Origin of the sequence: Herbaspirillum sp. WKF16, from assembly GCF_028993615.1 — a bacterium.
Taxonomy (GTDB): Bacteria; Pseudomonadota; Gammaproteobacteria; order Burkholderiales; family Burkholderiaceae_D; genus Herbaspirillum.
On record NZ_CP118632.1, the window covers coordinates 4533640 to 4556405 of the forward strand.

Here is a 22766-nt window from a genome sequence, read left to right on the forward strand (position 1 = left end):
ACACCTGTAAATACCAACCTTTACAGGAGTCATTCATGCATCGTGGCACGTCACGAGCACGCCAACAGGCGCGCGCCAACCTGAAAATCAAGCGCAAAGCCGGCGTACTGCTTGTCGCCCTGGCTATAACGCAATCCTTCGCAATGGCGCAATCTCCCGCGGTCCCGGTGGACATCCCTGCCCAACGACTGGACGATGCGCTGCGTTCCCTGGCTCGGCAGTCCGGCCGTTCAATCATCTTCTCGCCTGAAGCAACGCAACAGCGTCAAGCCCCGGCAATCAAAGGCAATCTGAGCGTAGAGGACGCCCTGGAGCGGCTGCTGGACCACAGCGGCCTGCATGTCCAGTCGACTGGCGCCGGCGGATTCACCATCAGCGCCTCCGACAAGGCGACGTCCGGGACGCTGCCGGAGGTCACCGTCGCGGGAGGCCGCCCTTCCCTCTTTGCAGCCGAAGGCGTGAATGTGGGCGCCCTGGGCTACAAGAAACCGGAGGAACTGCCGTTCTCCGTCCAGTCTTATCCAGCACAACTGATGGAAGCGCAGGAAGCGCGCACGATGATGGACGTCTTCAAGAACGACCCGTCGGTCCAAGACGCGACGCAAGCCGGGGCATATGAGATGGTGCGCATCCGCGGCTACTTCTCGGACTGGACCAACACCGTCCGCCGGGACGGCATGTCGGTGGCGCCGTATTATGAAATCCCCCTGGAAAACATCGAGCAAATTGACATTCTGAAAGGGCCGTCGGGCTTTTTGTATGGCATCAATTCACCTGGGGGCACTATCAACTATGCCATCAAGCGCCCGACCAAGGACCGCTTCACTACCGTCAGGACATCTCTTCGCGACAATGGCGGCACCTACCTCGCACTTGACACCGGTGGACCACTGGACGGCGGTCGCTTCGGATATCGCTTCAATGTGGCCCGTGAGCGCAATGGCAACTTCAGCCATAACGGCGACACGCATCGTGATTTCGCAAGCGGCGCATTCGACTGGGCCGTGACCTCCGACCTGCTGGTGCGCGCCAATTTCGATTACCAGAACCGCAAGATTGCCGCGCAACCCACTATCGGCCCCTACCTGAACGGGCAGCTACCGCCCGTTTCCGGCATTGATCCACGCACGCTGCTGGGCCAGCCTTGGCTTCAATACGAAACAAAGACGTTCAACATCGGCGCCGATGTCGAATACCGCATCAATGGGAACTGGAAGTTTGTCACGCGCGCGGCGCAATCGTACAACGGCCGGGTTGCGGCCTTTCCCGATATCTATAATATCGGGGCCGACGGCCGCGTGTTGAGCGGGGACATCTACGTCAACCCGAACCAGAGCTTCCGGGTGCTTTCCACCGATACCTACGTGTCCGGGAACTTCGATACGGCTGGCATCAGTCACCAACTGGTGACCGGCTTCTCCACTCGCAATTTCCAGGCTATCGAGTCAGGGTTCAAGGTGCTGACCGACACTGTGGGCAATATTTACAACCCCGTGTATACGTCAGCGCCCGGGAACCTGACCTACCCCAACCACAATGTGTCGAAGAACTACCAGCCCAGTGTGTTCGCCAGCGACCTGATTTCCCTGAATGACCGATGGGACCTCATGGTGGGATTGCGCCACGTGAGCTATAAGAACGATTCCATGCCGGCATCGGGAAAGAACACGTCCCAGACGGCCAGCATCAATGCTCCTTCGGCTGCGGTTACATTCAAGGTGCTTCCGAATCTGTCGACCTATCTGAGCTACGCCGAGGGTTTCGAGCAACCGGGACCGGCGGGCTATGACACCAACAACGCCGGCGAAAACCTGCCGCCGCTGAAGACGAAGCAGTATGAGACCGGCGCAAAGTACGGCCTCACACCCGACCTGATGCTCACGGCGGCGCTCTTCCGGCTGGAGAAGACCCTGCAGTATGTGAACGCGGCGAAATTCACCGTCCAGGGCGGGGTTCAGCGCCATAGCGGCCTTGAACTTACCGCCAATGGACGACTCACCAGGGATCTTTCACTTGTTGCCGGCCTGGCTTATCTGAAGACGCAAGCTGACGCTCCTGCTGACCCGGCTGTCGCAGGCCGGCAGATTCCCGACGTGCCGAAGCTTCAGGGAAACCTGTTCCTGGATTACCGCGTACCCGCCATTGCCGGCCTGAATGTCAACGGCGGCGCCTATTACGTTGGCCGGCGCCCCCTGACGACAACGAATAGCGTGTGGATGGGCGGCTACACCCGCTTTGATGCCGGACTGAGGTATGCCACAAATGTCGGCGGCTACAAGACTACCTTTGGCCTGACGGTGCAGAACCTGCTCGACAAGCACTATTGGGCGGCCGGTGACGCCGACATCAACGGCGCCTGGACGGGCAAGCCCCGCACCATGTATTTGAGCGCCCAGGTCGACATGTAGCTGCATTGATCAGGCTTCGCTGCCTGGAGAACAGCCTGATGCGATAACCGCTTCGGGCCAGATTCTCCTTCCGGGAGTCGGCGCGGGACCGATGTTCAATCGTCACAGCCCCGAGGCCGTGCGCAACAGATTATGGTAGGTCTTTACGAGGGAAAGCACGGCAGGATGATCATCGGGCAACAGGGCGCGGATTTGCACGATTGCCATATCCAGCTCATGCAAGATGGCGCGTTGCTCATGCGATTTCACGCTTGACTGGGTCCAGAAAGAGGCCGCCCATCGCAAGCCGCGGGTCACAGGGCTGACGCTGTGAATGCAGTTCGTCGGGTACACAATCAGGTCGCCGGCATTCAGCTTGAAGCTCTGCGTGCCGTCTTGATGATGCATCACCAGTTCCCCCCCCATCGTATTCGTCCGGGTCGGACAAGAACAGCGTTGACGAAAGATCCGCGCGCATTCGCGGCGCACCCGGGACACTGTGAACTGCGCCATCGACGTGTGCGCCGTAGGTCATTGCTGTTGATTCGCTCGCAGCATTTCCCCTTTTCATCTCCCCGCCTTCGATTGCCGTCCGAAGGTTGCCACGCGGTCATACGACCCTTCATATCCCAGCCCCCTTCCGTCCAGGAACATCTATGTCAAGGTTCGTCTTTGCTTGCGCGATCTGACCACCTCAGTGCTGAGCCAGGCTGACAGCCGCGGCGCGAATTCGTCTGGGGCATAGGATGATTTCCTGGACGGCTCGATCGCTCCAGATCGGATGTAGCGGCGAACCGTAATCGAGAGATATCCAGCCGGTGGGAGATTTCGCTGATCGGGATGCGATTGCGGATGTACCAGCGCCGAATAATTCCAAGTAGGTTCACGTCCATCGCCACGTTCTCCCGCTCGCTGCCGTGAACAGGACTGTGGTCTAAACATAGGTCAGCTTAGGATGTAAATCCCCGGGGAAAGCGGGTCAATTTTCGCGGCAACTCGACAGGCAACTGGATCCACTTACCGGACGCTCTTCAGATTGACCAAGGGAAGGAAGATATCGTCGACGATCGACTTGATGCGAGACTCGGCCAAGGGTTTCAGCTCGACCAGGAGGTCGTGCCGCACGAGGTCGGTCGGCAACGCCAGCACTGCCGAAGAGAGGCGTTTCAGATTTATCTCGCCGCGGTCATGGGCCCGGCGGTAGATGTTCCCGATGTGCAGCTGGCGCTGGTCGCCGAAGACCCGATCGCGCACCTCTGTCGGATTGAGCCCGTGACGTGCGAGCAGTCCTGAGCAGATCGCATTGGTCATGACGATGAAGAAGTCGGCGCGCTCGCGCCCCATGACCCTCAGCAACGCCAGGAGGTCGCCGCGCAGGCTGCCGGTGTCGGGAAGTTCAACGGGATGGGACGCCCGGTAGTGTTTCAGCGCGTCGCATACCAGCTCGTCCTTGTTGGGCCAGCGCCGGTAAAGCACGGCGATCCCGGTGCAGGCGCGCACGGCGACGGACTCCATCGTCAAGCTGGAAAACCCTGCTTCGACCAGCTCATTCCAGGCCGTCTCCAGCAATTCGGCTTCCAGCTGCTGGCCGCGCCTTCGACGGCGAATGGGATTGTCGGCATCTGCACTCATGGGCGCATTTTAGAGTGGCTTGCATTCCTTAACAAGTTCAAGGAAAATAAGAAACGAATTAATCTCTTATATTCAAACCCTCGAATGGATGGTTGAAATGCCAGAAGGGCGCGCGCGAAGACGATTGCTGACGCCGGCTGCGCCGGCGATTACGTCATGCGGCTGCCGTTCCGGATTGTCGGCGAAACGCCCCACTTACCAATTGGTAACGGATTTACAGTGATTACAAGCGACACCATAATGAATTTACGCATCGGGAAATCGTTACTTTTGAAGTCGACCATATGCCGAGATGACAGCGTATATGCGCGAAAAAAAATGAACGATCAGTGCGGCGGTTATCCACCTCGGCGAGGTCGGATGTTGCGCGCATCTTTCAGTGCCCGTGAGATCCGACAATGACTGACACCTCCATGCCGCCCAGCTACGCCTGCGCTTCCGAGATTCTCATTAGAATCCTCCGTGGCCGTTGGGCGCCATCGTTGGTGATGGTCATCGGCCAACGCGGCCCGATCCATTTCTCGGCCATTGCCAGGGAAGTCAGGGGTATCTCGGTCAAGGTATTGACCGAGCAGCTTCGCGACCTGGTCGAGAACGGCGTGCTCAACCGGATCACCAATGAGTCGAGGCCGGAGGTGTACTACGAGCTGACCCCGCGCGGACGGGAGCTCAAGCTTGCGCTTGACTCGCTCAACGAACTGGCAGACCGCTGGCCGCGTCTCTAGCCGCGGCTGCGCATGTCCCCTTTGCGGATTCCGTACGACAACCTTTACCATCCACGAGGAACCACGCATGACCGACACCACCCAACGCCCTGCCGACATCATCAGCTCGATCACCGACAGCCCGTTGCCCAATCTCGTCAATGCCGCCGATGCGCGGGCTGCAGGCCGCTTCGGCTACGACAAGCCGACCCATGAAAACAGCATCGTGCTGCTGGTCGATCACCAGATCGGCCTGATGGCCGGCATGCGCGACACCAATTCGCTGGCCGAGCTCAAGAGCAACGTCGTGGGGCTGGCCCGCACGGCGAAGGCATTGGGGATGCCCACGCTGATCACCTCGTCCAACGCGCAATGGCAAAACGGCGACAACCTGCCTGAGATCAAGGAGATCTTCTCCGACCAGCCGATCTATCGCCGCACGGGCATCATCAATTGCTACGAGGATCCGACATTCCGCGCCGCGTTGGAATCGATTGTCGAGAAGACCGGCCGGCGTCACATCATCATCGCCGCCGTGACCATCGGCACATGCTGCGCGTTGCCCACGCTGTCGATGCTCAATGACGGCTACAAGGTCTTCCCGGTGGTCGATGCCTGTGGCGCATGGAGCCGCTACGAGGCCGAGGCGGCCATGTCGCGCATGGCCAATGCCGGCGCCGAGCTGATGAGCACCTTCGCGCTGGCCTGCGAGCTGCAGGCGGACTGGAAGCGGCCGAGCGCCAACGCCATGCTGGAGCCCTTCACCCACAACCTCTCCGAATACGGCTTCGTGCTCCAGAATTTCTGGAACAACGTCAACGGCCACACCGTGCCCGATCCGTTCGGCGTGGTGAAGTAAGCCAGGAAACCGCGGCCGGCTCCCTTGCCGGCCGCGCATCGACGGCAACCCGGCCCGGAACGACCCGGGTTTAGCCCGTCCCGGCATGTGGCCGCCGGCGCCCGCTTATGACGACATCTTCCATCACCATGACGACAGCTCCGAGTCCGTCCGAGTGCGCGGCCGGGCATCATGACCCCGTGTTGCAGCACGCGGCCTGCCCCTTGTTCATGGACCAGCTCTTTGCCGTCATGGCCGCCTGCCTGCTGCAGGCCTTGGGAGGAGGCGTGGTTGCGCCGGCCCTGCCCGGCATGCTGTCGAAGGTCCATGAGGAGCGCGCCAAGCAACTGTTGCTGTCCAAGGTGCGCGGCGAAATCTCAATCCCGGACATCGCGCGCGAATGCAATATGTCGACCAGCTATTTCATGAAGGCCTTCAAGAAGACTACCGGCAAGACGCCGCACCAATGGATGCTTTCGCAACGCCTTGCCATGGCGCAGGCGTACCTGCGCAACTCGACGCTCTCGCTGACGGAGGTCGCCGTCGTGTGCCACTTCTACGACCAAAGCCACTTCAACCGCGTCTTTGCCCGGAGCATGGGCGTATCTCCCGGCGTGTGGCGCAGGATATCCAAGGGCGATTTGGGCTGAACGACCGCCATCGCCTTCCCGGGCAACGCTCCTGATATCGCCTACTTCGAGAACAGCTGCTCGTGCGCCACCCTCTGCAAGGCGACGGCCTGGCTCTTGGAGAAGCCGAGGTCTTCCGCGACCGTCTCATCCTCGCCCAGCAACAGGGGGTCCTTGCCGGTAATCTTCCCGAACAGCATCAGGGCTTCCAGGTAGTAGCCATAGTCGCTCGGGTGGAAATTGTCCCAGGACCACAGGTTGATCTGCGAGGACGGCATGCCCAGGTAGGGGTTGCTTCCCGCGACCTTGCTTGCGATGGCGCGATTCCACGCAAGGCCGATCTCCACCACGCCGCTGGCGTTGGCATGCCTTGCGGCGGCGTTGTAGGCCACCGAGATATCTGCGCCCATCTTGTCGATGGGGGTGCCGTACCAGGGCGCGTTTTCCACATAGACCTTGTCGGGGCGGCTCCAGACGGCCGTCATCCAGACTTCCCCCTGCGGATTTCTGGCCCGGAACATGTCGACCAGGTTCTTGCTGGAAACCCGCAGCAATTCCGGATTGCCCGGCTGCTTTCCTTCGAGCGTGGAGAAGCCCTGCAGCGCCACCACGTCCCAATGCCTGTCGAGCGCATGCCGTTTCTCGGCATAGTGGTAGTCCAGGCCGATGCCGCCGACGGTCTCCAGCGAGACCGAGTAATCGAGTCCGGCCTGCACCGTGAATGCCTTGAAGATTGCCGGCACGCCGCCGATGGTCTTGCCCGTGGCGCCGGGGCCGTTGAGGTCGGTCACGCTGTCTGGCTTGTAGTAGCGGACCGAGGAATTCTGTCCGTAGGTGTAACTGTTGCCAACGAAGACGATGGTGCGCGCCTGCGCCGCGGATGCGATGGCGCAGGCCATGCCAATGGCAATCCAGAGCCGGGCAAGCATGATGGCGGCGGTACTCGATTTGTATTGCGTCTGCATGTCGTTTCTCGTCCAACGGGCTGATCACCGTTGCGCATGCTAAGGCGGCCGCCGCCGCCGGCCCATCGGGATATTCCCGAGTGCGGCAAGCATGGGCGAAGCCGATTCATTGGCCGCGGCCTGCGCACAACAACGTTGCCATTCAGACATCAGTCTATTCCTGAGCGGACGGCCGAGCTCTGAAAGTCGCGGCAGAATCGGCACAAGCACTCAAGCCGCATTCATTGCGCCGGCGACCCGGGGGGGCCGCCACGGCGCTGCGGTGTTGCATGATTTTCTGTCCAGGGGAAACGATGTCCGGATTTTTCGTCGATATGCTTGCAGGCGGCGCCCGCCTGCAAGGCACTTACCACTACGGGCTGGTGGTGTTGTCGCTGCTGGTGGCGATCTTCTCCTCCACCATGGCCTTGCAGACGGCATCGGTGGCGCGCCAGACCACCCTGCGCTGGCACCGGCATGTGGCCATCGCCACCGGCGCGCTGGCCCTGGGCGGCGGCATCTGGACCATGCATTTCATCGGCATGCTGGCCTTCGATCTGTGCACCCCGGTCGACTACAGTTTCGGCATGACCGCGCTCTCCTTCCTGCCGGCGCTGGCGGCCTCATGGATCGCGCTGTCCATGCTCTCGCGCATGAAGGTGAACAACGTCCAGCTGCTGGTGGGCGGTGCGCTGGTGGGCGCCGGGGTGGGCGCCATGCACTATGCCGGCATGGCCGCAATGCGCATGGCCGCGGTGCTGCGCTACGATCCGCTGCTGTTTGCGCTGTCCATCGTGGTGGCGGTCGTGCTGGCCACCATCTCGCTGGGCGTTCGCTTCAAGCTGCGCGGCCTGCGCATGCACAAGATCACGCGCCTGGTGGTGGCCGGCGCCATCATGGGCCTGGCGATTTCGGGAATGCACTATACCGGCATGGCGGCGGCCCGCTTCATCGGCGAAGCCGCGCCGCGCGAGGGATCGTTCTTCCTCGACAGCACCGTCGCCTCGCTGGCGCTGTCGATGTTCACCATCACGATCACCGTGCTGGTGACCGCCATCAATGGCCTGGTGCGCTATCGCGAGACCTTCCGCCAGGTGCGCGAGAGCGAGTCCCGCATCCGCGCCATCGTGGAGACGGCGGTGGACGGCATCATCACCATCAACGGCAAGGGCATCGTGCAGGACATGAACCGCTCCGCCGAACGCCTGTTCGGCTGGCCGGCGGCGGATGTGGTCGGCAAGAACATCAAGATGCTGATGCCCGAGCCGGACCGTTCACAACATGACAAGTACCTGAGCGACTTCCTTTCCAGCGGCCTCCCCAAGGTGATCGGCCAGGGCCGCGAAGTCAACGCAATGCACAGGAGCGGACGCCTGATTCCGGTGCGGCTGGCGGTCGGCCGGGTCGACTTGCCGCGCTCGCAGCTGTTCGTCGGCTTCGTCACCGACATCAGCGAGCGCCGCGCCATGGAAGCCTCGCTGCGCGACGCCGCCGACAAGGCCGAGCAGGCCGCCGAAGCCAAGACGGCGTTCCTGGCCAACATGAGCCACGAGATCCGCACGCCGATGAACGCCATCATCGGCTTCACGGAACTGCTGCTCAAGAACGACCTGCTGCCGCAGCAGCGCAACCACCTCTCCATCGTGCACCAGTCGGCGCGCTCGCTGCTGGGCCTGCTCAACGATGTGCTCGACACCACCAAGCTGGAGAAAGGCGCGGTGGCGCTGGAGCAGATCGATTTCTCGCTGCGCGAACTGACCGGGCAGATCATCTCTTCCTTGCGCCTGAGCGCCGAGAACAAGCACCTGGAACTCTTCCTCGATTACCGCGAAGGCGCGGGGGAATACTTCAAGGGCGATCCGCTGCGCATCCAGCAGGTGCTGACCAACCTGCTGGGCAACGCCATCAAATTCACCCAAAGCGGCCACGTCAGGCTCTCCGTCTTCATCGACCGGGACATGGTGCGGCTGGACGTGGCCGACACCGGCATCGGCATGAGCGCCGAGCAGCTGCAGCGCATCTTCGATCCGTTCTCGCAGGCTGACGCCAGCATCAGCCGCCGCTTCGGCGGCACCGGCCTGGGCACCACCATCGCCCGCCAGCTGGTCGATCTGATGGGCGGCCGGATCAGCGTCGACAGCGCCTTGGGCCGCGGCAGCCTCTTCATGGTGTCGCTGCCGCTGGAGGCCGGCAACAAGCCGCTGCCGCAGTCGGCGTCGATCTCGGGCGGCAACCTGCCGGCCATGCGCGTGCTGATTGCCGACGACGTGCCGCAGAACCTGGAACTGCTGTCCCACCTGCTCAAGGATGCCGGGCACGCCGTGGTGTGCGCCCACGACGGCGAGGAAGCCGTGGCGAAGTTCTGCGACGGCACCCGCTACCACCTGGTGCTGATGGACGTGCACATGCCCAGGACCGACGGCCTGACGGCATCGCGCCGCATCCGCGATTTCGAGGCGGCAAACAGCCGCGAGGCCACGCCCATCATCGCGCTGACGGCCAGCGTCATGGAATCCGACCGGCGCGCCGCGCGGGCGGCCGGCATGGACGGCTTCGCCAGCAAGCCGCTGGATGTGCCGCGCCTGCGCGCCGAGATCCGCCGCGTGCTGGGGGTAGAGGCGCCCGTTGCCCCGTCCGACGCGGCGCCGGCCTCGGCCGAGTCCGTCATCGACTGGAACAAGGGCATTGCGCTGTGGGGCAACAAGCTGCGCATGGCCGGCACCATCCAGGGCTTCCTGGCCGAACTGGCGCAACGCCATCCCCTGCCGCTGCCGGGCGCCGATCCTGCCACGCTGGATTGGGAGCTTGCCGCGCGCAGCCTGCACGGCATCCGCGGCGCCTCGGCCAACCTGGCGCTGGGCAAGGTAAGCAGGCTCAGCGCAAACCTTGAGGCTGCCGCAAAGCGCAGGGAGGCCGACTTGCCGGCCCGGCTTGCGCCGCTGAGGTTCGAACTGACGCTGGTGCAAGCGGAGCTGGCGCTGATCGAGCATGAGATCCGGGAGGCCGCTCCCCGCGCGGACCGGCCGCAGGAACCGGTTGCCGACGTCGGCTCCCTGCTCGCGGCGCTTGACGCGCATTTCGCGCGCAGCGAACTCGATGAGGCGGGACTCGAGAAGCTGCTGGCGTGGCTGGAGGATGGCGGACCGGGAGACGCTTCCCGGGCGCTGCGCAACGCCATCGACGTATTTGATTTTGAGCGGGCCCGGGAGCTCCTGGGGCAGCTCGGCAAGACTTTGGAAGAAGGCGAGGAGAGAACATGAAATCGTACCGTGAAACACGCAGCACTATCCTTCTGGTCGACGACGAGCCGACCAACCTGCAAGTGCTCAAGCACACCCTGCAGGACCACTATCGCCTGCTGTTTGCGCGGGACGGCGCCAAGGCCCTGGAGCTGGCCTCGCGCGAGAAGATCGATCTGGTGCTGCTGGACATCATGATGCCCGGCATGTCGGGTTACGACGTCTGCAAGCGGCTCAAGGCGCATCCCGTCACCGCTTCGCTGCCGGTGATCTTCATCACCGCGTTGAGCGACATCGCCGACGAGCAGCTGGGCTTCGAGCTGGGCGCGGTCGACTACATCACCAAGCCGTTCAGCCCGGTGATCGTCAATGCCCGCGTGCGCAACCATCTCTCGCTGGTGCAGGCCGACGCGCTGCGCCAGACGCGCCTGCAGATCGTCCAATGCCTGGGCATGGCGGCGGAGTACAAGGACAACGAGACCGGCCTGCACGTCGTGCGCATGAGCCACTACACGCGCGTGCTGGCGCGCGCGGCCGGCTACAGCGAGGCGGACGCGGATGAACTCCTCCATGCCGCGCCCATGCACGACGTCGGCAAGATCGGCATCCCCGACGCCATCCTGCAAAAACCGGCCAAGCTCGACGGCGACGAATGGAGCGTGATGCGCAGCCATGCCGCCATCGGCGCGGAAATCATTGGCGAGCATGAAAGCGGGCTGCTGAAGGTGGCCTCGACCATGGCGCTACAGCATCATGAGAAATGGGACGGCAGCGGCTATCCGAACGGCCTGGCGGGCACGCAGATCGACCTCTCGGCGCGCATTGTCGCCATCGCCGACGTGTTCGATGCGCTCACCAGCGTACGCCCGTACAAGAAGGCATGGCCGGTCGAGGAGGCGATACAGGCGCTGCGCAAGGACGCCGGCACGCACTTCGATCCCGAGCTGATGCCGCTGTTCGTTGAGAACCTGCCCGAAGTCCTCGACATCAAGGCGCGATGGAGCGACGAGGCGCAAGCGGCCAAGGCGGCGTTGCCGCCATCGATGGAGCGCGAAGCGGCCTGACGCCACGGTTCTCCCCCTGGCGCGAAGCGGTGTCGCCAGGACCCAAGGAACCCCCTTGGCGCCCGCCGGGAAACGGGGAAAGGCGACCGTCTCGCGCTCCCCCAATGACGTCGCCATGGCGCGCGTTCGCTCTGCGGACGGAATGTCGGCGGAACTGATACAAGGCAGCGTTGTATAGTCTCGCTTCAATGTCCGCGATGGACGAGGAGTGAATATGCCTGCGGGAACAGATCGGGAAATTGAAGGTGGGTAAGGAAATAAGGAGCCCCTGCGTCTCGCTGTGCCACCTGAAGCATGAGGTGTGCACAGGCTGCGGCCGCTCCAGGAACGAGATCAAGGAGTGGAAGGGCATGAAGCACAAGCAGCAGAAGGCCATCGTGGAGCGCGCCGCAACGCGGTTGAAAGAGATCCGCAAGAAAGACAAGAAGCACTAGCCCGCCGTGCGGGCTTTGCCTCTTCCGGAACTCCTTCGCTCCCTCAATGGTCGGGATCGACCGATCCTGAATTGTCGTGCGGCGCGCCTCACTGATCCTTGCCCGCCGTCTCGGGCAGGAACCAGGGCACCACCAGGCCGATGGCATAGACGCAGCCAAACGCAAGGGCGGTCGGCGCGATGCCGCCGAAGGTCTTGATCATGGCGCCGGCGGCGATGGGGAAGAACCAGGCGACCAGGCGGGCCGAATTGAACACGAAGCTCACCGCCGTCGAGCGCACCGAGGTATTGAACAGCTCGGAGGGATAGATGGCCAGCCAGGAAAACGCGCAGCCCAGCGTGAAGAAGCCGTTGATGGGCGAGAACACCAGGATCTCGGTCACCGTCGAGGCGTAGCTGTAGATCAGGAAGGTCGTCGCCAGCGAACCGGCGAAGGTGACGAACAGGAACCAGCGCCGCCCCATGGCATCGGCCATGAAGCCGGAGACGATGTAGGCGATGATGGCGCCGGTGGTGTACAGCAGGGAGACATAGGAATCCCAATGCGACTGGATACCCTGCGCGGCGCTGATGGTGCGGGTGTATTCGGTCAGCCAGCTCGACACGGCCCACCAGCCGGCGATGCTCACCACCGACAGCAGCGAGGTCAGCAGGATGCGGCGCACGGCCTCGCGCTCGGTGAACACCTGCTTCAGGGTGAACGGGCGCTTGCCGCCCTTCTCGCTGGACTCTTCGGTGGCCGCCCATTCCTGGTTCTTGACGGCGGCGATCCATTCCTCCGATTCGCCGACGTCCTTGCGGATGTACAGCACGAAGAACGCGGGCAGCGCGCCCACCACGAACATCACGCGCCAGGTGTCATCCCCCAGCGGCATGGACAGCTGCAGCAGGTACCAGATCAGCGCGGCCGCCAGCGTGCCCCAGCCGAAGCCGGATTGCAGGAAGCCCGCGCCCTTGGCCCTGGCTTCGGCCGGCCAGGTTTCCGCCACCAGCGCGATGCCGGTGCTCCACTCGCTGCCCATGGCCAGGCCGGTGATGAAGCGCAGCAGGCACATCGTGACGATGGTGTCCGAGAATGCGGTCAGCCCGGTGAACAAAGCATACAGAAAGACCGACCACATCATCACCGTCTTGCGGCCGACATAGTCGGCCAGGACGCCGCCGACCAGGCCGCCGACGCCCCAGCCCAGCAGTGTGATGCCGATCACCATGCCGGCGTAGAAGGGCTTGGAGGCGGCCTGTTCGGGCGTGAGCAGGGATTTCAGCAGCGGCGAGAGCACCACCACCAGCGCCAGCGCCTCGTAGCCGTCGAAGATCCAGCCGAGAAACGCGCCCTTGAGCGTCTTCCAGTGTTTCGATGTCAGGCGCGCATTCCATTTCCGCGCGGGTGCCGCCAGTTCTTTCGTTGCTTCCAAGATGTCTCTCCTCAAGTGTTATTGGTTTATTTTTTCAGCAGCCAGGGTTCCTCGGCCAGCCTGCGCGCGCGCATTGCCTGCAGCGCGTCGCTGCTCTCGGCCAGGATCCGTCCTATGTCGTCCAGGCCCTGCAGCAGGGACGACTTGTGCATGGCGTCGATGTCGAACGCGATGGCCGCGCCGCTTGCCTCGATGACCTGCTGCGACGGCAGGTCCACCGTCAGCTCGAGCCGTCCCGTCACGGCGATGGTCTCGAACATGCGATCCACCGCGTGCGCGGGCAGGCGTACGGGCAGGATCCCGTTCTTCATGCAGTTACCGTAGAAGATGTCCGCGAAACTGGGCGCGATGAGCGCCCTGATGCCGTACTGGGCCAGCGCCCACACGGCATGCTCGCGGCTCGACCCGCAGCCGAAATTCTTGCGCGCCAACAGGATCCGGGCGCCGGCATAGGCGGGATTGTTCAGCGCGAAATCCGCCTGCGGGGTTCGCCCGGAGTTGTCCCGGCCCGGCGCGCCGGTCTCCCGATAGCGCCAGCTGTCGAACAGGAACTCGCCGAATCCCTCGCGGGTGATCATGGCCATGTATTGCTTGGGCAGGATGGCGTCGGTGTCGACGTTGTCCCGGTCGATCGGCACGAGGTGCGAGCTCAAGCGGCTGAAGGGCTCCATCAGATCTCTCCCGGCAGGGCGAAATGCCCGGCCACCGCGCTGGCGGCGGCCAGGGCCGGGCTCACCAGATGGCTGCGCCCGCCATAGCCCTGCCGTCCCTCGAAGTTGCGGTTGGAGGTGGATGCGCAGCGCTCGCCGGGGGCCAGGGCGTCGTTGTTCATGCCCAGGCACATCGAACAGCCGGCGTCGCGCCACTCGAATCCGGCGTCGATGAAGATCCGGTCCAGCCCTTCCGCCTCGGCCTGCCGCTTCACCGATCCGGATCCCGGCACCACCAGCGCCTGCCTGACCGAGCGCGCCACGCGCTTGCCGCGCACCACCTGCGCGGCCACGCGCAGGTCCTCGATCCTCGCATTGGTGCAGGAGCCGATGAAGATCTTGTCCAGCGCCAGTGCCCGCATCGGCGTTCCCGCTTCGATCCCCATGTACTCCAGCGCCCTCTGCGCCGCCTTCCTGGCGTCGCTGTCGCGATAGCTATCGAGGGAGGGGACGGCGTCGTCGATGCCCACCGTCATGGCCGGCGTGGTGCCCCAGGTGACCTGGGGCGACAGCGCGCCGACATCGAAACGCAGCGCCTTGTCGTGCACCGCGCCGGCGTCGCTGCGCAAGGTGCGCCAATACTCCACGGCGGCGTCCCAGTCATGACCGGTGGGGGCATGCGGACGGCCGCGCAGGTAGTCGATGGTGACCTGGTCGACGGTGATCAGCCCGGCCCGGGCGCCGGCCTCGGTGGCCATGTTGCACAGGGTCATCCGGGCTTCCATGCTCATGGCGGCCACCGCCTCGCCCGTGAATTCAAGGACATGGCCGGTGGCGCAATCGGTGCCGAATTCGCGCAGGAAGCCCAGGGCCACGTCCTTGGCGTAGACCCCTGGCGGCAACTTCCCCGTGATCTCCACGCTCATCGAACGCGGCTTGGCCAGCGTGATGGATTGGGTGGCCAGTACCTGCTCGATGTCGGAGGTGCCCACCCCGAACGCCAGCGCCGCGAAGGCGCCGTGGGTGGTGGTGTGCGAGTCCCCGCATGCGATGGTGGTGCCCGGCAAGGTGTCGCCCAGCTCGGGCGCAACGACATGCAGAATGCCCTGGCGCACATCGTCCAGCGGGAAGTAGCTCAACGAGAATTCGGCGCAATTCTTCTCTAGCGCATGCAGCTGCTGGGCCGCGATCTCGTCATGCATGCCCGCCTTCCGGTTGGCGGTCGGAATGTTATGATCGGCCGTCGCGATGACCGACTCCGGCGCCCAGAGCGCGCGGCCCGCGCCGCGCAGGCCGTCGAAGGCTTGCGGGCTGGTGACTTCGTTGACCAGGTGCTTGTCGATGTAGAGCAGCGTCGACGCGCCATGGTCGACGGCGGCGTGGCGCGACCAGATCTTCTCGAATAATGTATGTTTCTGCGGCATGACCATACCATTGCTTGCGAATGGCACGGAGATTAGCAGCATGCCCGGGCCGGGGCTGTGCTCATTTGCTAGTGCAGCTTTCGCGATCCGACAAATCACTTCACTCGCGAAAAAATGCATTTCGATATCGATACGTTGAAGCTCTTCGCGCTCGTCGTGGAGCACGGCAGCATCTCGGCCGCCTCCGAGCCCGGCAATGTCGTGACCTCGGCCATCAGCCGCCGGCTATCGGACCTGGAACAGTCGGTCGGCGTCCCGCTGCTGCGGCGGCGCAGCCGGGGCGTGGAGCCTACCGCGGCCGGCATGTCGCTCTACCATCACGCCAAGACGGTGCTGGCCCAGCTGCGTCAGCTCGAATGCGACATCAGCGAGCATCGCACCGGGATCCAGGGCACGGTGCGCATCTGGGTCAACATGACGGCCCTGTGCTATTACCTGCCCGCCCAGCTCAACTCCTTCATGAAGCAATATCCCGGGGTGCGCATCGAGCTGGAGGAGAAGCTGAGCGACGAGATCCCGCTGGCAGTGAAGGCGGGGACGGCCGACCTCGGCATCTGCGCCCCGACCGACGGCGTCGCGGGCGTGTCCGAGGCCCAGTACGTGACCGACCCGCTGGTGCTGATCACGCCGCGCGACCACAGGTTCGCCGCCAGGAAGCGCATCCGCTTCGAAGACACGCTGGATGAAAAGCACATCATGATGCAGAGCGGCGCCTCGATCAATTCCATGTCCAACGCGGCGGCGCGCGCGCTCAAGAAGACGATCCAACCTTCGGTGGTGGTCACCAGCTTCGACGCCATGCGCAACATGGTGTCGGAGGGCATGGGCATCGCCCTGATCCCCGAGATCGCGCTGCGCGGCGCCGACGCCTCGCGCTACGCCGTGATCAAGGTCAGCGACAAGTGGTGCGTGCGCAATTTCAAGGTGCTGTGGAACGATCATATCGCGCAGACGCCGGCGTCGATCCGCCTGCTGCATCACCTCAAGGGCGAAATCCTGCCAAGGGCCTGACGCGGCTACGAGGGGCGGGCAAGACAATCGCCGACGCGCCCTCCCGGTCACGCCGCCAACCCGTAAATCCGCGCCGACGCCTCGCCCCACAGGGCATCCTGCTCCGCCGCCGACAAACGCGTCCTGGCCCACTCGCGGGCGAAGGACACCACCTTCGAATAGGACGCCGCCAGCAGGCACATCGGCCAGTCCGAGCCGAACATCAGGCGCTGCGCGCCGAACAGTTCCAGCGCCGTATCCAGGCAGCGCAGCACGTGGTCATAGTCGCGCGGGCTCAGGCCGCGCAGCCAGTCGGCCTCGGTCAGCAGGCCGGAGATCTTGCAGCTGACGTGGGGCATGGCCGCCAGCGCCCTGAGTTCTTCGCGCCAGTGTTCGAAGTCGCCCTTGTTCTTGCGGAACTCCCTGAGCGCCGGCTTGCCCAGATGATTCAACACCAGCCAGTGCCGGTCATGGCGGGCGCAGAACGAGCGCACCGCAGACAGCTGGCGCTCATGCACCAGCACGTCGTAGACATAGCGCCGCTCCTGCAGCCAGCGTATGCCGTCGTTCAATTGCGGCTGCGCCAGGAAGGCGGCCGGGTCGGCCTCGTCCTGGATCTGGTGGCGAAAGCCCACCAGCTTGTTGCGACCCCAGCGCTCGACGTGGTCGGCCAGCGCCGGCGATGAAATGTCTTCCCAGCCGATGATGCCGGCGATGCGGCGGTCGTGCCGCGCCAGCTCCAGCAGGAACGCGGTTTCCTCGCGCCCGGCGCGCGCCTGCACCGCGATCGAGGCATGCAAGCCCTGCGCTTCCAGCAGCGGCTGGAACTGGTAGGGCAGCCGGTCCTGCGCGAGCAGGTCCATGCCGGCGCCTATCCAGGGATAGTCTTCCGAGCGGTAGCGCCAGAAATGCTGGTGCGCATCGATCCTTAGCGGGGCTCTGGGATTCATGGGAAGACCGGCCGGCGTTGCCGGCCGCCGTCAGTGGTTGTGGCGCGGCATGGTGTCGGCCACGCCCCGGTACTTGAGCGCGGGCTCCATGCAGGCGCCGCTCTCCAGCTGGCCGACGGTGGCGCGGTAGAGCTCCTGCCACGGCGTCTGGCTGGCCGGCACGGCGGGAATGCCCTGCGCCCGGCGCCGCGCCAGTTCCTCCTCGTCGACCAGCATGTCGCAGCGGCCGGCATTGAGGTCGATGCGTATCCTGTCGCCGTCGCGCAGATAGGCCAGGCCGCCGCCGACGGCGCTCTCCGGCGAGGCGTTGAGGATGGAGGGGCTGTCGGAGGTGCCCGACTGGCGGCCGTCGCCCAGGGTCGGCAGCGTCGTGATGCCGCGCCGGATCAGCGCGTCCGGCGGCTGCATGTTGACCACCTCGGCCGACCCCGGCCAGCCGACCGGGCCGGCGCCGCGGATCACCAGGATGCTGTCCTCGCCGATGCCCGAGGCCGGATCGTTGATGCGCGCGTGATAGTCGTCGGAGCCGTCGAACACCGCTGCGGTGCACTCGAAGATGCCTTCGCTGCCGGGCGTGCTCAGGTAGCGCTGGCGGAAGCTGTCGGAGATGACGCTGGTCTTCATGATGGCGAAGTCGAACAGGTTGCCCTTCAGCACCAGGAAGCCGGCGCGCTCGCGCAGGGGCGCCGCGAACGGGAACACCACCTCGCGGTCGCCGGTCTCGCGGCCTTCCAGGTTGTCGGCCATGCTGCGGCCGGTGGCGGTGATGCGGCCGGCGCGCAGCCGGCCGGCCTGCTGCAGCTCCCACATGACCGCGGGCACGCCGCCGGCGCGGTGGAAGCGCTCGCCGAGATACTTGCCGGCCGGCTGCATGTTGAGCAGCAGGGGCACGTCGTAGCCGTACTTCATCCAGTCCTCGGAATGCAATTCCACGCCGGCGTGGCGCGCCATGGCCATGATGTGCGGCTGGGCGTTGGTGGAGCCGCCGATGGCGGCGTTGACCACGATGGCGTCGAGGAAGGCGTCGCGCGTGAGGATGGCCGAGGGGCGCAGGTCTTCATGCGCCATGCCGACGATGCGCCGGCCGGTCTCATAGGCCATCTGGCCGCGTTCGCGATAAGGCGCCGGAATCGCCGAGCAGCCGGTGAGCGACATGCCCAGCGCCTCGGCCATGGCGTTCATGGTGGAGGCCGTGCCCATGGTGTTGCAGTGCCCGGCCGACGGCGCCGAGGCGGCCGCAATGTCCAGGAACTTCTCGTTGTCGATCTGCCCGGCCGAGAGCTGGCGGCGCCCTTTCCAGATGGCCGCGCCGGAGCCGACCAGTTCGCCGTCCAGCCAGCCGTCCAGCATGGGGCCGCCGGAGAGCACGATGGCCGGGATGTCCACGGTCGCTGCCGCCATGATCTGCGCCGGCGTGGTCTTGTCGCAGCCGGTGGTGAGCACCACGGCGTCGATGGGATAGCCGTGCAGGATCTCCACCAGCGCCATGTAGGAAAGATTGCGGTCGATCGCCGCCGTGGGCCGGCGGCAGTTCTCGAACACCGGATGCAGCGGGAACTCCATCGGAATCCCTCCGGCGTCGCGGATGCCGTCGCGCACGCGGCGCGCCAGCTCCAGGTGGATGCGGTTGCACGGGCTGATGTCGCTGCCGCTTTGCGCGATGCCGATGATGGGACGGCCCGAGCGCAGCTCCTCGGCGGTGATGCCGTAGTTCATGAAGCGCTCCAGGTACAGCGCGGTCATGTCGATGTGGTCGGGATTGTCGAACCAGTCCTGGGAGCGGAAGCGACGGGGAGAGGGAGATGGAGTCTTCATTTCTTTGCCTGGAAGGTGGGAGATTGTCGCGGCGGCTCAGGCGCCGTACCAGCCGGCGTCGACGTAGTAGTCGCGTCCGGAGCACCTGGCCGCGCTGTCGGAGGCCAAAAACAGCGCCAGCGCCGCGACGTCATGGGGCTCCACGCGCTGCTCCAGGCACTGGGCCGCGAGGATCTTGGCCTCCTCCTCGGGGTTGTGCCACAACCGCGTCTGGCGCGGCGTGCGCACCGCGCCTGGGATGATGCAATTGACCCGCACGCCGTCGCGCCCGAGGTCGCGCGCCAGTCCGCGCGTAAGCCCCTCGATGGCGGCCTTGGCGGTCATGTAGAGCGTCAGGTTGGGCAAGGCCAGGTGCCATGAGATCGAGCCCAGGTTGAGGATCGCGCCGCGTCCCTGCTCGCGCATGCCGGGCGCCACCGCCTGGGCGCAGAAGAACTGGTGGCGCAGGTTGACCGCCATGCGCTCGTCCCAATAGGCCGCGCTGACGTCGCCGACCTGGTGACGATCGTCGTTGGCGGCGTTGTTGACCAGGATGTCCACCGCGCCGGCCAGCTTCTCGATGAGGACGAAGGTGGCCGCCAGCGCGTCGAGGTCTTGCAGGTTGCAGTGCAGGAAGGTGGGCGCGACGGCGCACTCCTTCAGCGACTCTTCGAGGGCGCGCGATTCCTTCACCGCGATGTCGATGAAGAACACCCGCGCGCCCTGCTGCGCGAAGGCGCTCACCAGCGCGGCGCCGATGCCGGTGCCGCCGCCGGTGATGACGACCCGCTTGCCGGCCAGGCTGGGATAGACGGCTTGTTCGATGGTGGGTTGGCTTGATGCGTTCATGATGGCTGCGCCTGGAGAATAAAAAAAGAGATCAGCGGAATCAGCGGGGTCAGCGAGTTGAGCGCGTGCTCACGTCCACCCAGACCGCCAGCACCAGGATGCTGCCCTTGACGATCATCTGCCAGTAGGTGCCGACGTCGAGCATCGACATGCCGTTGTCCAGGCTGGCCATCACCAGCGCGCCGATCAGCGCGCCGTAGATGGTGCCCGAGCCGCCGCGCATGGAGGTGCCGCCGATGAAGCAGGCGGCGATCGCGTCGAGCTCGCCCATGTTGCCCGCCGAGGGCGAACCGGCAGCCAGGCGCGCCGTGTTGACCAGCCCGGCCAGCGCGCACATCACGCCCATGATGCCGAACACCCAGAGCTTGACTGCCTGCACGTTCACGCCCGACAGGCGCGTCGCTTCCATGTTGCTGCCCACCGAATAGATGCGGCGGCCGAACACGGTCTGCGTGCTGACGTAGCTGAACAACCCCAGCAACGCCAGCAGCAGCAGCACCGGCACCGGAATGCCGTCGTAGCTGTTGAGGGTGCGCACGAAGGCCAGCAGCACCAGGCCGATCAGCGCCACCTTGCCGGCGTCGCGCCACAGCGCCGGCACCGGCAGCCCGTGCTGCTGGCGGCCGACGCGGCGGCGCCACGTCAGCACCAGCGCCAGCGCCAGCAGCACGACGCCCAGTACCACGCCCAGCTGCTGCGGCAGATAGCCTTGTCCCAGGTAGACCAGGTCGCCGGAAACCGGCGCGATGGTCAGCCCGCCGGTCACGCCCAGCAGGATGCCGCGGAAGGCCAGCATGCCGCCCAGGCCGACGATGAAGGAGGGGATGCCGAGGTAGGCGGTCAGGTAGCCGTTGAGCAAGCCCATCACCAGCCCGAAGGCCAGCACCAGCGCCAGGTTGACCGGCAGCGGCAGATGGTGGGCGACGTCCAGGATGGCGGCCACGCCGCCCAGCAGACCCAGCAGCGAGCCCACCGACAGGTCGATCTCGCCGGCAATGATCACCAGCACCATGCCGCAGGCCAGGATGCCGGTCACCGACATCTGGCGCAGCAGGTTGGAGAGATTGCGCGGCGTCACGAAGCCGCCCTCGGTTTGCCAGCTGAAGAAGGCCCAGATGATGGCGATGGCGATCAGCAGCGCCATGATCTTGTAGCGGCCGAAGATTTGCTTGATGTGGGTGGAGGTCATGCGCAATTCCAGGTTGTTTTGGTTATGCCGCGGGCGTGACGGATGCGGCCGGCGCCGCGCGCTGCGAGGATTGGTTGATCGCGGCGGCCAGCACCGTCTCCTGGGTCAGGTCCTGGTTGACGAAGTCGCCGCGCAGCTTGCCTTCGCCGATGACCAGCACGCGGTCCGACACGCCCAGCACCTCGGCCAGTTCGGACGACACCATGATGATCGCCAGCCCCTGCCGGGCCAGCTCCGAGATGAGCCGGTAGATCTCGGCCTTGGCGCCGACATCGACGCCGCGCGTGGGCTCGTCCAGGATCAGCACCTTGGGTTGGGCCAACAGCATCTTGGCCAGCACCGCCTTTTGCTGGTTGCCGCCGGACAGGCCGGTAATCGACAGGAAGGGGCTGGCGGTCTTGACGCGCATGCGGTCGATCTCGTCGTGGATGACCTTCAGTTCGGCATCGGCATCGACGCGGGTGCGGCGCGAGAAGCGATCCAGCACGGTGAGCGTGATGTTCTGGCCGACGCTGAGATCGGGCACGATGCCGTGATGCTTGCGGTCCTCCGGCACCATGCACAGCCCAAGGCGGATCGACTTGAGCGGCGTGGCGGTATCGACCTTGGCGCCGGCCATCCAGACCTCGCCTTCATGGCGGCCGGGATAGGCGCCGAAGATCGCCGACACCAGCTCGGTGCGCCCGGCGCCTACCAGGCCGGCAATGCCGAGGATCTCCCCGCGCCGCACCGAGAAGGAGACGTCGTCGACGCGCTTGCGGCGCGGATTGTCGACGTCGAAGCAGGTGATGTTGCGGGCCTCCAGCAGCACCTCGCCGATCTCGTGGCTGCGCTCGGGATACATCGCCGTGATCTCGCGCCCGACCATCTGCGTGATGATCCGGTCGACGTCGAGGGCCTGCATCGGCGTGGTGGCGATGTGCTTGCCGTCGCGGATCACGGAAATGGTGTCGCAGACCTCGGCCACCTCGTCGAGCTTGTGCGAGATGTAGACGCAGGCCACGCCGCGCGCCTTGAGGTCCTTGATGATCTTGAGCAGGACTGCGATCTCGGAGGCCGTCAACGAGGAGGACGGCTCGTCCAGGATCAGCAGGCGCGCCTTCTTGTTGAGCGCCTTGGCGATCTCCACCAGTTGCTGGTGGCCGCCGCCGTATTGCATGACCGGCAGCGCCACGTTGATGTCGGGCATGTTCAGCTCGCGCATGAGTTCCTCGGCGCGGCGATACATGGCGGGATAGTTCATGCGGCCGCCGGGCAGCGTGATCTCGTGCCCCATGAAGATGTTCTCGGCCACCGACAGCTCGGGCACCAGCATCAACTCCTGGTGGATGATGACGATGCCGGCCGCCTCGGTGTCGCGCACCGATTGCGCCACGAGCGGCTTGCCGTCCCACAGGATCTCGCCGTCCCAGGTGCCGTGCGGATAGACGCCGGAGAGGATCTTCATCAAGGTGGATTTGCCCGCGCCGTTCTCGCCGCACAGGCCGACGCATTCGCCGGCCCTGATCTTCAGGTCGATGCCGTCGAGGGCGCGCACACCGCCGAACTGCTTGGCGATGCCTTTCATTTCTAACAGGTACTCGGACATGACTGCTCTCGTGGGGAAGGACGGGGGGCGTTGCGCCGGACTGCGCG

Annotated in this window: 19 protein-coding genes; 8 read left to right on the top strand and 11 right to left on the bottom strand. The window is 64.8% G+C overall.

Features of this window, described 5'->3' with window-relative positions:
* Window positions 1-35 precede the first annotated feature (35 nt).
* The gene (locus Herbaro_RS20460; RefSeq protein WP_275011439.1) at window positions 36-2408 is read left to right on the top strand and encodes a TonB-dependent siderophore receptor; all 2373 of its coding nucleotides are present in this window, start codon (window positions 36-38) and stop codon (window positions 2406-2408) included.
* Window positions 2409-2510: 102 nt separating this feature from the next.
* Here Herbaro_RS20460 and Herbaro_RS20465 read toward each other — a convergent pair whose 3' ends face one another.
* Window positions 2511-2795: a hypothetical protein gene (locus tag Herbaro_RS20465; RefSeq protein ID WP_446719286.1), complete on the bottom strand. Its 285-nt coding sequence runs from the start codon at window positions 2793-2795 to the stop codon at window positions 2511-2513.
* A 609-nt stretch (window positions 2796-3404) separates the two neighbouring features.
* On the bottom strand, window positions 3405-4019 hold the full coding sequence (locus Herbaro_RS20470) for a TetR/AcrR family transcriptional regulator (protein ID WP_275011440.1): 615 nt from the start codon (window positions 4017-4019) through the stop codon (window positions 3405-3407).
* Between the two features lie 398 nt (window positions 4020-4417).
* On the opposite strand from Herbaro_RS20470, the gene Herbaro_RS20475 reads away from it, so the two are divergent.
* From Herbaro_RS20475 to Herbaro_RS20485, 3 genes are all read left to right on the top strand, one after another.
* A complete protein-coding gene (locus Herbaro_RS20475) occupies window positions 4418-4744 on the top strand; it encodes a winged helix-turn-helix transcriptional regulator (RefSeq protein WP_275011441.1) in 327 nt (108 codons plus the stop codon).
* A gap of 67 nt (window positions 4745-4811) precedes the next feature.
* The gene (locus Herbaro_RS20480) at window positions 4812-5582 is read left to right on the top strand and encodes an isochorismatase family protein (protein WP_275011442.1); all 771 of its coding nucleotides are present in this window, start codon (window positions 4812-4814) and stop codon (window positions 5580-5582) included.
* A gap of 107 nt (window positions 5583-5689) precedes the next feature.
* Window positions 5690-6211 carry a helix-turn-helix transcriptional regulator gene (locus Herbaro_RS20485; protein WP_275011443.1) on the top strand — a complete coding sequence of 174 codons (522 nt, stop codon included), beginning with the start codon at window positions 5690-5692 and terminating at the stop codon, window positions 6209-6211.
* A gap of 41 nt (window positions 6212-6252) precedes the next feature.
* Here the strand turns inward: Herbaro_RS20485 and Herbaro_RS20490 are convergent, their stop codons facing one another.
* Window positions 6253-7155, bottom strand: a complete 903-nt coding sequence (locus tag Herbaro_RS20490; RefSeq protein ID WP_275011444.1) for an SGNH/GDSL hydrolase family protein — start codon at window positions 7153-7155, stop codon at window positions 6253-6255.
* Window positions 7156-7448: 293 nt separating this feature from the next.
* Here Herbaro_RS20490 and Herbaro_RS20495 point away from each other — a divergent pair, with 293 nt between their 5' ends.
* The 3 genes from Herbaro_RS20495 (at window position 7449) to Herbaro_RS20505 (ending at window position 11871) form a co-directional block, all read left to right on the top strand.
* A complete protein-coding gene (locus Herbaro_RS20495; protein WP_275011445.1) occupies window positions 7449-10394 on the top strand; it encodes an MHYT domain-containing protein in 2946 nt (981 codons plus the stop codon).
* Complete coding sequence (locus Herbaro_RS20500; RefSeq protein WP_275011446.1) at window positions 10391-11437, top strand: response regulator; 1047 nt, start codon at window positions 10391-10393, stop codon at window positions 11435-11437. The genes Herbaro_RS20495 and Herbaro_RS20500 overlap by 4 nt, the downstream gene beginning before the upstream one ends.
* A gap of 245 nt (window positions 11438-11682) precedes the next feature.
* Window positions 11683-11871: a DUF1289 domain-containing protein gene (locus Herbaro_RS20505; protein ID WP_275011447.1), complete on the top strand. Its 189-nt coding sequence runs from the start codon at window positions 11683-11685 to the stop codon at window positions 11869-11871.
* 88 nt (window positions 11872-11959) lie between these two features.
* Here Herbaro_RS20505 and Herbaro_RS20510 read toward each other — a convergent pair whose 3' ends face one another.
* Genes Herbaro_RS20510 through leuC form a run of 3 tightly spaced genes read right to left on the bottom strand, consistent with a single transcriptional unit; the run spans window position 11960 to window position 15359 of the window.
* Window positions 11960-13285: an MFS transporter gene (locus Herbaro_RS20510; RefSeq protein ID WP_275011448.1), complete on the bottom strand. Its 1326-nt coding sequence runs from the start codon at window positions 13283-13285 to the stop codon at window positions 11960-11962.
* Between the two features lie 26 nt (window positions 13286-13311).
* Window positions 13312-13956 carry a 3-isopropylmalate dehydratase small subunit gene (gene leuD, locus Herbaro_RS20515; RefSeq protein ID WP_275011449.1) on the bottom strand — a complete coding sequence of 215 codons (645 nt, stop codon included), beginning with the start codon at window positions 13954-13956 and terminating at the stop codon, window positions 13312-13314.
* A complete protein-coding gene (gene leuC / locus Herbaro_RS20520; RefSeq protein WP_275011450.1) occupies window positions 13956-15359 on the bottom strand; it encodes a 3-isopropylmalate dehydratase large subunit in 1404 nt (467 codons plus the stop codon). The genes leuD and leuC overlap by 1 nt, the downstream gene beginning before the upstream one ends.
* A gap of 114 nt (window positions 15360-15473) precedes the next feature.
* Between leuC and Herbaro_RS20525 the strand changes: the two genes are divergently transcribed.
* A complete protein-coding gene (locus tag Herbaro_RS20525) occupies window positions 15474-16370 on the top strand; it encodes a LysR family transcriptional regulator (RefSeq protein ID WP_275011451.1) in 897 nt (298 codons plus the stop codon).
* Between the two features lie 47 nt (window positions 16371-16417).
* Here Herbaro_RS20525 and Herbaro_RS20530 read toward each other — a convergent pair whose 3' ends face one another.
* The 5 genes from Herbaro_RS20530 to xylG are packed head-to-tail and all read right to left on the bottom strand — an operon-like array spanning window position 16418 to window position 22719.
* A complete protein-coding gene (locus Herbaro_RS20530; protein WP_275011452.1) occupies window positions 16418-17299 on the bottom strand; it encodes an L-fucono-1,5-lactonase in 882 nt (293 codons plus the stop codon).
* A gap of 30 nt (window positions 17300-17329) precedes the next feature.
* A complete protein-coding gene (locus Herbaro_RS20535; protein WP_275011453.1) occupies window positions 17330-19114 on the bottom strand; it encodes an IlvD/Edd family dehydratase in 1785 nt (594 codons plus the stop codon).
* Between the two features lie 36 nt (window positions 19115-19150).
* Window positions 19151-19942, bottom strand: a complete 792-nt coding sequence (locus tag Herbaro_RS20540) for a D-xylose 1-dehydrogenase (RefSeq protein WP_275011454.1) — start codon at window positions 19940-19942, stop codon at window positions 19151-19153.
* A gap of 49 nt (window positions 19943-19991) precedes the next feature.
* A complete protein-coding gene (locus Herbaro_RS20545) occupies window positions 19992-21131 on the bottom strand; it encodes a sugar ABC transporter permease (RefSeq protein ID WP_275011455.1) in 1140 nt (379 codons plus the stop codon).
* A gap of 22 nt (window positions 21132-21153) precedes the next feature.
* The gene (gene xylG, locus Herbaro_RS20550) at window positions 21154-22719 is read right to left on the bottom strand and encodes a D-xylose ABC transporter ATP-binding protein (protein WP_275011456.1); all 1566 of its coding nucleotides are present in this window, start codon (window positions 22717-22719) and stop codon (window positions 21154-21156) included.
* Window positions 22720-22766: the final 47 nt, after the last annotated feature.